The organism is Rhizobium sp. CC-YZS058 (assembly GCF_034720595.1).
GTDB lineage: Bacteria > Pseudomonadota > Alphaproteobacteria > Rhizobiales > Rhizobiaceae > Ferranicluibacter.
This window is the reverse complement of sequence record NZ_JAYESJ010000001.1, coordinates 4,132,141-4,145,475: the sequence shown is the minus strand read 5'-3', so window position 1 is coordinate 4,145,475 and position 13,335 is coordinate 4,132,141. Positions and strand designations below refer to the sequence as shown.

The 13,335-nt window shown below is 64.6% G+C and carries 8 protein-coding genes; 4 read left to right on the top strand and 4 right to left on the bottom strand.

All coding sequences use genetic code 11. The annotated features are described in order from the left end of the window. Positions 1–28: 28 nt before the first annotated feature. Together U8330_RS19665 and U8330_RS19660 are read right to left on the bottom strand one after the other, a co-directional pair. Complete coding sequence (locus U8330_RS19665; RefSeq protein WP_323106941.1) at positions 29–1,426, bottom strand: FAD/NAD(P)-binding protein; 1,398 nt, start codon at positions 1,424–1,426, stop codon at positions 29–31. Between the two features lie 241 nt (positions 1,427–1,667). Next, complete coding sequence (locus U8330_RS19660) at positions 1,668–2,066, bottom strand: hypothetical protein (RefSeq protein WP_323106940.1); 399 nt, start codon at positions 2,064–2,066, stop codon at positions 1,668–1,670. Between the two features lie 282 nt (positions 2,067–2,348). Between U8330_RS19660 and U8330_RS19655 the strand changes: the two genes are divergently transcribed. Beyond that, the gene (locus U8330_RS19655; protein WP_416236885.1) at positions 2,349–5,177 is read left to right on the top strand and encodes a DNA translocase FtsK; all 2,829 of its coding nucleotides are present in this window, start codon (positions 2,349–2,351) and stop codon (positions 5,175–5,177) included. Between the two features lie 170 nt (positions 5,178–5,347). Here U8330_RS19655 and U8330_RS19650 read toward each other — a convergent pair whose 3' ends face one another. Further along, positions 5,348–5,899, bottom strand: a complete 552-nt coding sequence (locus U8330_RS19650; RefSeq protein ID WP_416236884.1) for a DUF3597 domain-containing protein — start codon at positions 5,897–5,899, stop codon at positions 5,348–5,350. Positions 5,900–6,112: 213 nt separating this feature from the next. Here U8330_RS19650 and leuD point away from each other — a divergent pair, with 213 nt between their 5' ends. Next, positions 6,113–6,718, top strand: a complete 606-nt coding sequence (gene leuD / locus U8330_RS19645; protein WP_323106939.1) for a 3-isopropylmalate dehydratase small subunit — start codon at positions 6,113–6,115, stop codon at positions 6,716–6,718. A gap of 59 nt (positions 6,719–6,777) precedes the next feature. After that, entirely contained in the window at positions 6,778–7,128 is a 351-nt protein-coding gene (locus U8330_RS19640; RefSeq protein WP_323106938.1) for a hypothetical protein, read from the top strand. A gap of 375 nt (positions 7,129–7,503) precedes the next feature. On the opposite strand, the gene U8330_RS19635 is transcribed toward U8330_RS19640, so the two are convergent. Further along, positions 7,504–9,264, bottom strand: coding sequence for a glucan ABC transporter ATP-binding protein/ permease (locus U8330_RS19635; protein ID WP_323106937.1), 1,761 nt, complete (start codon positions 9,262–9,264; stop codon positions 7,504–7,506). Between the two features lie 562 nt (positions 9,265–9,826). Here U8330_RS19635 and pyc point away from each other — a divergent pair. Beyond that, a complete protein-coding gene (gene pyc / locus U8330_RS19630) occupies positions 9,827–13,282 on the top strand; it encodes a pyruvate carboxylase (protein WP_323106936.1) in 3,456 nt (1,151 codons plus the stop codon). The last annotated feature ends 53 nt before the right edge of the window (positions 13,283–13,335 follow it).

Here is a 13,335-nt window from a genome sequence, read left to right as displayed (position 1 = left end):
AATGATGGCGTGGCGGGAAGCGACGCTCTCAGACCGCCTGCAGCTGGGGGCGTGAGCGCTGGTCGATGAGCGCAGCCGCAGCATAGGTCTGGGTGACGATTTCCGGCACGAGATCGATATCCGGCAGCGAGCCGAGGCCGAGCGGGCCGATGGCGAACAGGCCGAGCGGACGCCCTCGGGCATCGAGCAGCTCCCCGGTCGGATTGACGGAGAGGCCGAGCATCAGCTCGTCGGCAACTGCAAGCCCGTCCTGCAACGCGGCGGCCACCACCGGCACATCGAGATCGGCGGCCAGGCAGCGCGAATCGATGACACGATCGGCGGCAAAATGGCTTTCGCCCTGTTCGCCCGCCCACCGGACGGTAAGCCCGCCCTGCGCAAGGCCAAGGGCGGTTCCGCGACGCAGCACGGTCTGGCCGCCGGCCAGTTCACGCTCCAGCCGGGCGTGGACATCGGCGGGCAGCCGGTTTCGGTGCGCATCGTATAACGAGCGCAGATGCCGGTTGAACTGGCGTTTCTCGCTCGGCGGCAGGGAGGACCAGAGCGACCGCGCGCGCTTGCGCAGGCCGTTCATGGCCGCCTGCCAGCTCCAGCCGTTCTCCTCCGCCTCCTGGCAGGCCTCGCGCACGAAGCGCAGGATGTGGCGCAGCTTGGACGGCATGGGCTGGGTGGGGAAGACCGAGTCGGCGGCAAGCCGCGTATGCGGTTGCGGCAGGAAACCGCGTCGCGACAGAATGGAAATCCGCCCGGCGAACCCCGCATCGCGCAGCTGCATCACCTGATCGACGGCGCGGAGCCCGCTGCCGAGCACCACGACATGAGTCTCGTCCGACTGCGCAGCCTGCATGTCGGCGGCAAGCGCCCGGGCGATCTCCACCGTCTGCGCCTTCAGCCCGTAGCCGGTGGCCAGAATGACATCGTCGCAGCTGAGCGCCTTGCCGTCTTCGAAGGACAAACGGAACCGGCCGTCTTCCTCGCGGGCAAGACCGATGGCGACGTCGTCGGCCATGCGCACGCTGACATCGCGCCGCTTTGCCAGCGCCTCGGAGAAGCGTTGATAAACGTAATCGCTAAAGATGGCCTTGGGCACGAAGATCTGCCCGAAACCCGGAATGGCCGCCGAGACGGCATCGCGAAACGGACCATTGGCCTGCAGCCAGCGGGTGAAATCCTTAGGCTCGCCGTCGCAGACCGAGAGATCGCGGGCGCGGCTGTTCAAGATCTCGGTGGAGCGTGCGCCGGCCAGCGCCTGGCCGCCGCTGATCGCCGGTGACGGGTCGAACAGGCTGAGCTCGAACGGGCGTCCAAGCGTGTTCAGGAGCGCGATGGCGCTCATCAGCCCGGAAAAGCCGCGGCCGACGACCGCAATCTGGAGCGGCGCATTCTGGCGGCCGCGCGCGGACGCCGTTAGATCGTGAACCGACATATCCTGCCTCCCTGCCTCACGGCCGGATCGTTGACCAGACACCGGTCCCCGACGACCGGCCCTCACGACTGCTACAAGTATGCGGTATTCGTCCTCTGGGAGAAATTAGACCACGAGGTCACAAAAGCTTCAAGCCGTTTTCACACTTCGTTAACGAAGGTCAAACCTTGTCACTTCCAAGCCCTGTTTCGGCACAGGTTCAGTCGCAATGCGGGGGCCGCGCGTGTCGGCCCCCGAGCCGTCAGGCGTCCCGCGTGACGCGGTGGGACTGACGACGCTCCATCTTGCGGAGAAAGGCATTCATCTCGCTGCGGCCGGAGCGGGCCAGACGCTTGCGCATGGCGAGACTCATGATGCGGGCGGCTGTCGAAACGGTCATATCGTCCGTCGGTCCTTCGCTGGACCACGGTTTGGTCAGCTGCACGGTCACCAGCGCCTTCTGGCTTTGCGGAAGAATATCCGTGCAGCCGCGCATGTGACCGAACACCATGGCGATCGGGATCAGGGAACCCTCATGGTAGATCGCCGGTGCCTCGCTCGCCCCGTCCCAATCGTCATAGAGATCGAGCGAATCGCGGAAGAGCTGGTGCAGGGCGATCGGGGCATGGCCCTCATGAAGTTCGGGCAGGAGATTGTTCATCTGCGTGTCCTTTCAACTTCGGTTTCAGGTTCGCCGGCGGCTGCGCCATACACTCTCCGCCGGTCCACCAAACGTGACACCCTCCGGCCAGTTCCGCAACCCTCCCACTTTTTCAAAAGCCCTAGAGCAGGCTAAAATGCGTTTTCCTGCATCACTTTAGCTCGTCATCCATGGTCCGGCGGAGCCTTCCCTTCCCCAGCGCGGAAAGGGGCGGTTAACCTTTATTTTCTATTGAAGGGATGGGGCTTTCGTCCCGCTTTGTCTCCAGTACCAGGGTTCCCCATGCGTCTATCCCGAACGAATCACCCCCATGGTTTCGACACCACGAGCGATCCGGCGGCAGAGCTCTCCCCGCCGCGCGCGGAGCCTCGCAAGCGCATCTATGGCACCCCCGAAACGCTACAGCCGCCCGGCCACCAGACCGGCGCGCAGAATGCCGACGAGATGGCAGCCGGCGAGATCGAAGGGCGCATGGTGGCGCCGATCTGGCAGAGCAATTTCGTCATCGGTCCCAATGTGCGGTTCACCCGCACGCCGGAAAGCGCCTTTCCGCGCCGCACCCGCCCGAAAGCCGTCGAGCACGAGATGGTGGAGGTCAACCCTGCCCCGCCCCAGCCTGTGGTGCAGCTGGTGGAACCGCCGCAAGCTGCAGAGCCCACCGTCATCGAACATGAGGCCCTGCCGCTGACGGACGAGCCGGCGCAGCCCGAGCGCATCGAATCCGAATATGAAGCGGCGCGCGGCGCGCTCGCCCTGGCGCTGCGCCTGCGCCGCGAATTTTCTGAAACGCACAGCCTGGCCCCGCCGGTCGCTGCCCCGCCGGTCGCTGGGCCGCCTCCCTACGACGCGCTCCGCGCGCCCGAGCCAGTAGCAGAGGCAGCCGCCGCTTCGATGCCGGCTGCCCCGCAGCCGACCGGGCCTGTCCCGGTTTCGCCCGTGGCCGGACCGGCCGCGGATTTTCTTCAGACCTCGCATGCGGTTTCGCCGCAGGATAGACCGACACTGCCCATGCCCCTTGCCTTCTCGACCGTTCTTAACGACGCCTTGTTCTTCGAAACCCTGCTCGCCACCCATGAGGAGGATCCGGGCCTGGACGAAGCGCCGCGCGCGGCCCCGGCGCTCCCGCCCGTCATTCACCGTCTCTCGGTGGTCGCTCCGAGCGTCGATGAAACGGAGCCGGTCGTGGCACCGATCATCCTGCCGGCCCCGCCGGCTCCGGCCTCGCACGCGGCACATGAGCTAGAATTCCGTGTTCTGCCGGATTCGGTCACCGCGCTTTATCGGGAAGTGAGCGTCGGCCCGATCCGGGCAGCCTTGAGCGCGCCGGCCGAGACCACCGTCGAATGCACCCAGGCAGAGGCAAGCGAGCCGACCCAATTGGATATACCTGTCGATGCTTCACCTGAGCCGATCCTCGAGACGGTGCCCGAGCCCGTGCTCGCTCCGCCACCCAAGCCGCGGATCCGCGCTGCCCAGGTCGTAGCCAGCCGCCTGACGCCCAATGCCCAGCTGACGGCTGCCGCCAAGGCGATCGAACTGGCAGAGATCGGCGAGATCGAAGGCTACGAGATGCCGCCGGTCGATCTCCTGCAGGACCCGCCGATCCAGGAAACCACCTCCATGTCGCAGGAGGCCCTGGAGCAAAGCGCCGGGCTTCTCGAAAGCGTGCTCGAGGATTTCGGCGTGCGCGGCGAAATCATCGACGTGCGCCCGGGTCCGGTCGTGACACTTTATGAATTCGAGCCGGCGCCCGGCGTGAAATCCTCGCGCGTCATCGGTCTTTCCGATGATATCGCCCGCTCCATGTCGGCGCTCTCGGCCCGCGTCGCGGTCGTTCCCGGCCGCAATGTCATCGGCATCGAACTGCCGAACCCGGTGCGCGAGACGGTCTATTTCCGCGAGATGATCGAATCGATCAGCTATGAGGAAACGAAGTTCAAGTTGCCGCTCTGCCTCGGCAAGACGATCGGCGGCGAGCCTGTCGTGGCCGAGCTCGCCAAGATGCCGCATCTCTTGGTGGCCGGCACCACGGGCTCCGGCAAATCGGTCGCGATCAACACGATGATCCTGTCGCTGCTCTACCGGCTGAAGCCGGAAGAGTGCCGGCTTATCATGGTCGATCCGAAGATGCTGGAGCTGTCGATCTACGACGGCATCCCGCATCTCCTGACCCCGGTCGTCACCGACCCGAAGAAGGCGGTCATGGCGCTGAAATGGGCCGTGCGCGAAATGGAGGAGCGCTATCGCAAGATGTCGCGCCTCGGCGTGCGCAACATCGACGGCTATAACAGCCGGGCGGCCACTGCACGGGCGAAGGGCGAGACGGTCTATGCCAATGTGCAGACCGGCTTCGACCGCTCGACCGGCGAGCCGGTCTATGAGGAGCAGGCGCTCGATCTCGCGCCCATGCCCTATATCGTCATCATCGTCGACGAGATGGCCGACCTGATGATGGTGGCGGGCAAGGAGATCGAAGGGGCGATCCAGCGCCTGGCACAGATGGCGCGGGCGGCCGGCATCCACCTGATCATGGCCACCCAGCGCCCTTCGGTCGACGTCATCACCGGCACGATCAAGGCGAACTTCCCGACCCGCATCTCCTTCCAGGTCACGTCCAAGATCGACAGCCGCACGATCCTCGGCGAGCAGGGGGCCGAACACCTGCTCGGTCAGGGCGACATGCTGCACATGATCGGCGGCGGCCGCATCGCCCGCGTCCATGGCCCCTTCGTCTCCGACGAGGAGGTGGAAAAGGTCGTCACGCATCTCAAAGCCCAGGGCCGTCCGGAATATCTCGGCACCGTCACCGAGGATGCGGACGAGGTGGACGACGCGGCCGAAGAGGATGCCGCCGTCTTCGACAAGACCTCGATGGGCGAAGACGATGCCCAGGACCTGTATGAGAAGGCCGTCAAGGTGGTGCTGCGCGACAAGAAGTGCTCGACCTCCTACATCCAGCGCCGCCTGCAGATCGGCTACAACCGCGCCGCCTCGCTTGTCGAGCGGATGGAGCAGGAAGGCTTGGTCGGTGCGGCCAACCATGTCGGCAAGCGCTCCATCATCAGCGCCGTCGGCCGTGACGCGATCGAGACGGTCGAGAGCGAGGACTGAACGCCTTCCGCCGCACTTTTAACGACAAAGGCCGGGATTTCCCGGCCTTTGTGAGCTCCATGTGCCGTGACTCCACCACGCGACCCTTGAAGACCGCGCGGTGATGAGCCGAAGCAGGGGCGGAAGGAAGGGCCTTGGCCGCCTTGAGAGAAGGCCAATCCCCGCCGCACTCAGTCGAGCAGATCAGCCGGCACCGTGCCGCCATTTTCCGAAAGCCGCTTCAAGAGCGCCTTGTGCAGGAACATGTTCATCTTGCCGGAATCATTCATGTCGCCGTCATAGTGAAGTTCCTGGGCGAGCTCCTTGCGCTCGGACAGGCTGGCTTCCATGCCAAGCGCCTTCATCAGGTCGACGATCGAGTGGCGCCAGTCGAGCTTCTGGCCCTTGTCCTTGACCGCCTTGTCGAGGATGGCGGACACATCGACCGGGCCGTGGGTCGCCGCGCCGCCGGACGGTGCGCCGGCACCGGCCGAACTCGTCGGCGCAGGGCTTGCCGGTGCCGAGGTGGAGGTGGGCGTGCTGGTCTGGCTTGGCACGGGCGTCGCGCTCGGCGCAGGATTGGCGGCGGGCGCCGTCGAGGCGGTCGACCCGGTCTTCATCGGATCCACAGGGGCGGGCGCCCCTGCCTGTGCACCGGGCTTCGGCGCCATGCCGGCCTCGTGCGCAGCACCACCGGCATGATGGCCGAAAATCGCGTCCTTGATCTTGTCGAAAATGCCCATGAGCAAAGTCCTCCATGCGTCAGCGTGTCAAACGACACCGCGGCTCGGTCTCGTCTGCGCGCGTGAGCTTACCTATGCCAGCGCAGGGGCATGGAAAGGTGCAGGGAGCCGGTCGCTCCGCATGAGCCGTCGATTTTCCTTCAATTGCGGCCGGTTTTGCAGTAAAGCGCCTGACGAAATCTCCGTCCCAGTCGCAATCGAAAGTCCGGTTTCATGGATAAGTTCGTCAAGCTCACCGGCGTTGCCGCGCCGCTCCCCGTCGTCAATATCGACACGGACATGATCATTCCGAAGGATTACCTGAAGACGATCAAGCGCACCGGGCTCGGCACCGGCCTTTTCGCCGAAGCGCGCTACAACGAGGACGGTACGCCGAACGAAAGCTTCGTGCTGAACAAGCCGGCCTATCAGAACGCCAAGATCCTGGTGGCGGGCGACAATTTCGGCTGCGGCTCCTCGCGCGAACACGCGCCCTGGGCGCTGCTCGACTTCGGCATTCGCTGCGTGATCTCCACTTCCTTTGCCGACATCTTCTACAACAACTGCTTCAAGAACGGCATTCTGCCGGTTGTCGTCAGCCCGGAAAACCTGGACAAGCTGATGGATGACGCCAGCCGCGGCGCGAACGCGGTCCTGACGGTCGATCTGGAAGCCCAGGAAATCACCGGTCCGGACGGCGGCAAGATCTCCTTCGAGATCGACGCCTTCAAGCGCCATTGCATGCTGAACGGCCTCGACGATATCGGCCTGACGATGGAGAAGGCTCCGTCGATCACGAGCTTCGAGCAGAAGATCGCCGAAACCCGTCCCTGGGCCTGATGCGCGGCTGAAAGACGAGCCGCGACGCGCTTTCCTTCACCCTGATGAGGGGACTGACCATGCGCATTGGACTGACGAACCTCGCCGCGCTTGCCGCCATCCTGGCGCTTTCGCTCCCAGCCTCGGCCCTTGCCAGCGATCGGACGCTTGATCGCTGCGAGGCGCTGGGCGTGAAGGATCTCGCGGCCTCCGGCCAGACCGGAACGATCCGCATCGACCGCAACCCGGACCACCTCGCCATCGATCGCTACGAGGGCAAGGTGGGCAAACTCGCGATCCCGACCGTCTATCACGGTCGGGCGAGCGTCGATACGGGCGCAGGCACGAGCGCGATGCGGTTCATCTGCCTGGACGGCGGTGACCCGAAGCCGGGACCGGTGTTCTTCTACCTGCTGCCGCTCGACGAATAGGCGTCTTCCCCGGCCGCGCCTTCGGCAAGATCCGCCCCGCCACGATGATCGTCCGTACCCTGATCCGTTAGGAAATGACGATCGAGATCGAGGTGACCGCCATGCGGGGGTGAGATTGGGGAGGGGCTGTCGGGCAGCGTGATCCTCTGCGCGAACGCTCTTCCAGCATGTCACGGGTGATATCCCGCCTTCGCGCGAACACGCCTGGGATCAAAACTTGTATTGTTTGGAACAGAGAGAGCGACGCTGATCGTGCTCTGTCGCGCCGGATCGCCACTCCCTCATGGCGCAGTCGATGAGGAGAGGTCGTCAGTCCTGTCGGCAAAAAGCCCCGCCATCAGGCGAGGCTTTCGGTCTTGATCCGATGCCGTTGACTTAGGCCGCTGCGGCGTGGGCGCGGCGGACGTCTTCGTCCGTCAAGATGCCCGATGCGCGCAGAAGGGCGGCGAAGCGGCCGTTGGACTGGCTGAGTTCGTCGAACCCGCCCATTTCCACGATGCGGCCGTGGTCCATGAAGACCACCATATCCGCCTCGCGCACCGTCGACAGGCGGTGGGCGATGATGAAGGTGGTGCGATCCTTGCGCAGATTGTCGATCGCATCCTTCACCCGGTTCTCGGTCTCGACATCGAGCGCCGAGGTGGCTTCGTCGAGCACGAGGATCGGGGCATTCTTCAGGATCGCCCGGGCGATGGCGATACGCTGGCGCTCGCCGCCGGAGAGGCGGTTGCCGCGTTCGCCGACGCGGGTGTCGTAGCCCGTGTCGCGGCTTTCGATGAAGCCGGAGGCGGCAGCCGCTTCGGCAGCCTGCTTGACGTCGTCCAGCGTGGCATCCTCCCGGCCGAGGCGGATATTGTCCGCGATCGACCGGTTGAGCAGGCCGGCATCCTGGAAGACGGTGGCGATCGAGCTGCGCAGCGACTTGCGGGTCACGGTGGAGACATCGACGCCATCGATCAGCACCTGGCCGGCGGTCGGCTCGTGGACACGCTGCAGCATGTTGATCAGCGTGGTCTTGCCGGAGCCGGTCGGACCGACGATCGCGATCGTCTGGCCGGCCTTGACCTTGAAGTTGATGCCATGCAGGCCATCCGTGGTGCCGGGGAAATGGTAGGTGAGGTCGCGGAATTCGACATCACCGGCCACCTGGTCCAGAGCGGCAGTATCGGCCGGCTCTTCGCGGTCCTTGACGCTGTCCTCCAGGCGGAAGAAGTCTTCCAGCTTGGCACGGGCTTCGAAGATCTGGTTGACGAAGTTCTTCATCTGGTCGAGACGGCCGATCAGGAGGTTTGCAAAGCCGATGAAGGCCACGACTTCGCCGACACCCAGTTCGCCGCGCTGAACGAGCAGGGCACCGATGACGAGGATGGTCATCATCGACAGGGCGGAGGCGATGCGGTTCAGGCCGCTGGCCAGAGCCCACCAGTCGAGCACCGGCAGCTGGGCCGACATCAGGCGCTGCGTATAGGCCTTGAGCTCACGGGTTTCCGCCTCGATGCGGTTGTAGCTGTGCACGACCGACACGTTGCTGATGGCATCCGACACATGGCCGAAGACGGTGTGATAATGACCCTCGACGGCGGCTTGGCCGTCCTTGGTCTTTGCCATGACGACCTTGCCGATGACGACATAGAGCGTGCCGAGGACGACGAGAACCAGCGACAGGCGATAGTCCATCGCAAAGGCGGTCGGCACCAGCAGCATCAGCGCCACGGCGGTCGAAAGATGTTCGCGCATGAATTCGAGCCAGAGGCCGAACAGCGTTTCGCAAGCGCGCAGCAGGGTGTGCAGCGCGTTGGAGGTCCCGCGCTGGCTGTGCCAGGAAAGCGGCATGGAGATGATGCGGCCGAAGGCTTCGGTGATCAGGGTCGACCGACGCGTATGCGCCAACCGGTCCGCCTCGCGGGCGACCAGAACGAAGGCCACGGTGTTGAACAGAGCGAGCGTCGCCCAGAGGATCAGGTCGGAGGTAACGGAGGTCTGGGTCGAGATCGCGTTGATGATCCGGCCGAACAGGATCGGCTCGGCGATGGTGATAGCCGCCAGGATGATGTTGGCGATCACGATCGCGGAGACCCGCATCTTGTGAACGGCGAGATAACTCAGGGCTCTCGCATAGATCTGGAACAGTGACACTGTCTTATCCCCTCGTGGGAACCTGCCTTGCCGCACCCGGACCGACCATTCGCCCCGGGCGGGGCATGGAACCTGCAATCGGACGGTGGGTTCCCGGCCGGCCCGGAAAGCCGCGCCGCTTCGCGCTTGCCACCGGATCGAGGCTGGTGCCCCATGTCCCGTCATGGCCCCCGCTGTGCTCGACCGTAAGGCCGAGTGCTGCCGGTCTCCGGCCAGAGCGGCCCGGAGCGTCGGCTGCGTCCCACCCTCTTTCAAAGGGTCAAGCGCAGCATGGTTTCATGACTACGGGGCGGACTATCGCACCCGCAACATGAATGGCCCCTGAACGCGCCCTTCATGCTGCGACGCGGCAAGCGATTCTGTCTTTTACGTTTCTCGGCGTTGCGCGGTGAAGACTGCCGACCACCAAACGGGAAGACCTGACAGTCCAAGCCAGACATGGCGGAAACCCATAAGCGACCTTTGGCAAACGCAGATGCCTATTGCCAAGGGTGAAAATGAGTCGCTAAAACTCTTTGTCGCGCTGCAGCATCTGCCGGTCGAGTTCCAGGAGGAGCGTTCCTTGCCCATTCAGAAAATCCTTGTTGCGAATCGCTCCGAGATCGCAATCCGTGTGTTCCGTGCCGCCGACGAGCTCGGTCTCAAGACCGTCGCCGTCTGGGCAGAGGAAGACAAGCTGGCGCTGCACCGCTTCAAGGCCGACGAGAGCTACCAGATCGGCCGCGGCCCGCATCTTTCGCGCGATCTCGGGCCGATCGAAAGCTATCTCTCGATCGAGGAAATCCTCCGCGTCGCCAAGCTGTCGGGCGCCGACGCCATTCATCCGGGCTATGGCCTTCTTTCGGAAAGCCCGGAATTCGTGGATGCCTGCAAGGAAGCCGGCATCATCTTCATCGGCCCGACGGGCGACACGATGCGCCGGCTCGGCAACAAGGTGGCAGCGCGCAATCTCGCCATCGAAATTGGCGTTCCCGTGGTTCCGGCCACCGATCCCCTCCCCGACGATCCGGAGGAAATCCGCCGGCTCGCCGATGAAATCGGCTATCCGGTCATGCTCAAGGCCTCCTGGGGCGGCGGTGGGCGCGGCATGCGCGCCATCCGCGATCCGAAGGACCTGCTGCGCGAGGTGACGGAAGCCAAGCGCGAGGCAATGGCTGCCTTCGGCAAGGACGAGGTCTATCTCGAAAAGCTGGTGGAACGCGCCCGCCACGTCGAAAGCCAGATCCTGGGCGACACCCATGGCAATGTCGTGCATCTGTTCGAGCGCGACTGTTCGGTCCAGCGCCGCAACCAGAAGGTCGTCGAACGCGCGCCAGCCCCCTATCTGACCGAGGCCCAGCGCCAGGAACTGGCCGGCTATTCGACCAGCATCGCCAAGGCGACCAACTATATCGGCGCCGGCACGGTCGAATATCTGATGGATATGGACACGGGCAAATTCTACTTCATCGAAGTCAACCCGCGCATCCAGGTCGAGCATACGGTGACCGAGGTCGTCACCGGCATCGATATCGTCAAGGCGCAGATCCACATTCTTGACGGCCATGCGATCGGCACGCCGGAAAGCGGCGTTCCGCGCCAGGAAGAGATCCGGCTGAACGGCAATGCCATGCAATGCCGCATCACGACGGAAGATCCCGACCAGAACTTCATTCCCGATTATGGCCGCATCACCGGCTATCGCTCGGCGGCCGGTTTCGGCATCCGCCTGGACGGCGGCACGGCCTATCCGGGCGCGGTGATCACCCGCTATTACGATCCGCTGCTGGTCAAGGTCACGGCCTGGGCGCCGACACCGGAAGAGGCGATCACCCGCATGGAGCGCGCGCTGCGCGAATTCCGCATCCGCGGCGTGGCGACCAACCTTACTTTCCTGGAAGCGATCATCCGCCATCCGAAGTTCCGCGACAACAGCTACACGACGCGCTTCATCGACACGACGCCCGAACTCTTCCAGCAGGTCAAGCGCCAGGACCGCGCGACCAAGCTGCTCACCTATCTCGCCGACGTGACGGTCAACGGCCATCCGGAAGCCAAGGGCCGCCCGCGCCCCTCGGCCGAGATCGCCAAGCCGGTCGTTCCCTTTATCGAAGGGCCGATCACACCTGGCACCAAGCAGAAGCTCGACGAGCTCGGCCCGAAGAAATTCGCCGAATGGGTGCGTGGCGAACGCCGCGTGCTGATGACCGACACCACCATGCGCGACGGCCACCAGTCGCTGCTCGCCACCCGCATGCGGACCTATGACATCGCCCGCATCGCCGGCACCTATGCCCGCGCACTGCCGCAGCTCTTCTCGCTCGAATGCTGGGGCGGGGCCACCTTCGACGTTTCCATGCGCTTCCTGACCGAAGATCCCTGGGACCGTCTGGCCCGGATCCGCGAGGACGCGCCGAACCTGCTTCTGCAGATGCTGCTGCGCGGCGCCAACGGCGTTGGCTACAAGAATTATCCTGACAACGTCGTCAAATATTTCGTGCGCCAGGCCGCGCAGGGCGGCATCGACGTGTTCCGCGTCTTCGACTGCCTGAACTGGGTCGAGAACATGCGCGTCTCCATGGATGCGGTGAACGAAGAGAACCGGATCTGCGAAGCCGCGATCTGCTACACGGGCGATCTGCTCAATGCCGCGCGCCCGAAATACGACCTGAAATACTACACCGCGCTGGCTGCCGAGCTGGAAGCCGCCGGCGCGCATATGATCGCGGTCAAGGACATGGCCGGGCTTCTGAAGCCGGCTGCGGCCCGCGTGCTCTTCAAGGCGCTGCGGGAAGCGACCGATCTGCCCATCCATTTCCACACGCACGACACCTCCGGCATTGCCGCGGCCACCGTTCTGGCGGCGGTCGAGTCCGGCGTCGATGTGGTCGATGCCGCCATGGATGCGCTGTCCGGCAACACCTCGCAGCCCTGCCTCGGCTCGATCGTCGAGGCGCTGGCCGGCTCGGAGCGCGACCCGGGGCTCGACCCGGAATGGATCCGCCGCATCTCCTTCTACTGGGAAGCGGTGCGCTACCAATATGCGGCCTTCGAAAGCGACCTGAAGGGTCCGGCCTCGGAGGTCTATCTGCACGAGATGCCGGGTGGCCAGTTCACGAACTTGAAGGAACAGGCGCGCTCGCTCGGGCTCGAGACCAAGTGGCACAAGGTCGCCCAAGCCTATGCCGATGCCAACCAGATGTTCGGCGATATCGTCAAGGTCACCCCGTCTTCCAAGGTGGTGGGCGATATGGCGCTGATGATGGTGAGCCAGGATCTTTCGGTCGCCGATGTCGAGAACCCGGCCAAGGACGTCTCCTTCCCCGAATCGGTCGTTTCCATGCTGAAGGGCGATCTCGGCCAGCCGCCGGGCGGATGGCCGGAGGCGCTGCAGAAGAAGGCGCTGAAGGGCGAGGCGGCCTATACGGAGCGTCCAGGATCGCTGTTGCCCGACGCCGATCTCGATTCCGAGCGCAAGGAGATCGAGACCAAGCTCGGTCGTGCCGTTTCGGATTATGAGTTCGCCTCCTATCTCATGTATCCGAAGGTCTTCACCGATTTCGCCCAGGCCTCCGACATGTACGGCCCGGTCTCGGTGCTGCCGACGCCTGCTTATTTCTACGGCCTGGCGACCGGCGAGGAGCTGATGCCGGAGATCGAGAAGGGCAAGTCGCTGGTCATCCAGCACCAGGCCCGCAGCGAGCCGGACGACCAGGCCATGGTCAAGGTGTTCTTCGAACTGAACGGCCAGCCGCGGCTGATCAAGGTGCCGGATCGCAACCGTGCCGCCACCACCATCACCCGCCGCAAGGCCGAGGCCGGTGCTGCGACCCAGCTCGGCGCGCCGATGCCGGGCGTGGTCTCGACAGTTGCGGTCTCCGCAGGCCAGAGCGTCAAGGCCGGCGACGTGCTGCTCTCCATCGAAGCGATGAAGATGGAGACGGCGCTGCATGCCGAGAAGGATGCGACGATCGCCGAAGTTCTGGTCAAGGCCGGCGACCAGATCGACGCCAAGGACCTGCTGATCGTTTTCGCCTGAGCGACGGCAACCAAGCGACACGAGACCAGCGGGCGGGAAGGATGTCCCCGCCC

What these genes read in the sequence shown, in the direction of transcription:
- U8330_RS19665 (WP_323106941.1), bottom strand. Translation starts at nt 1,426, where the DNA reads ATGTCGGTTCACGATCTAACGGCGTCCGCGCGCGGCCGCCAGAATGCG.
- U8330_RS19660 (WP_323106940.1), bottom strand. Translation starts at nt 2,066, where the DNA reads ATGAACAATCTCCTGCCCGAACTTCATGAGGGCCATGCCCCGATCGCC.
- U8330_RS19655 (WP_416236885.1), top strand. Translation starts at nt 2,349, where the DNA reads ATGCGTCTATCCCGAACGAATCACCCCCATGGTTTCGACACCACGAGC.
- U8330_RS19650 (WP_416236884.1), bottom strand. Translation starts at nt 5,899, where the DNA reads ATGGGCATTTTCGACAAGATCAAGGACGCGATTTTCGGCCATCATGCC.
- leuD (WP_323106939.1), top strand. Translation starts at nt 6,113, where the DNA reads ATGGATAAGTTCGTCAAGCTCACCGGCGTTGCCGCGCCGCTCCCCGTC.
- U8330_RS19640 (WP_323106938.1), top strand. Translation starts at nt 6,778, where the DNA reads ATGCGCATTGGACTGACGAACCTCGCCGCGCTTGCCGCCATCCTGGCG.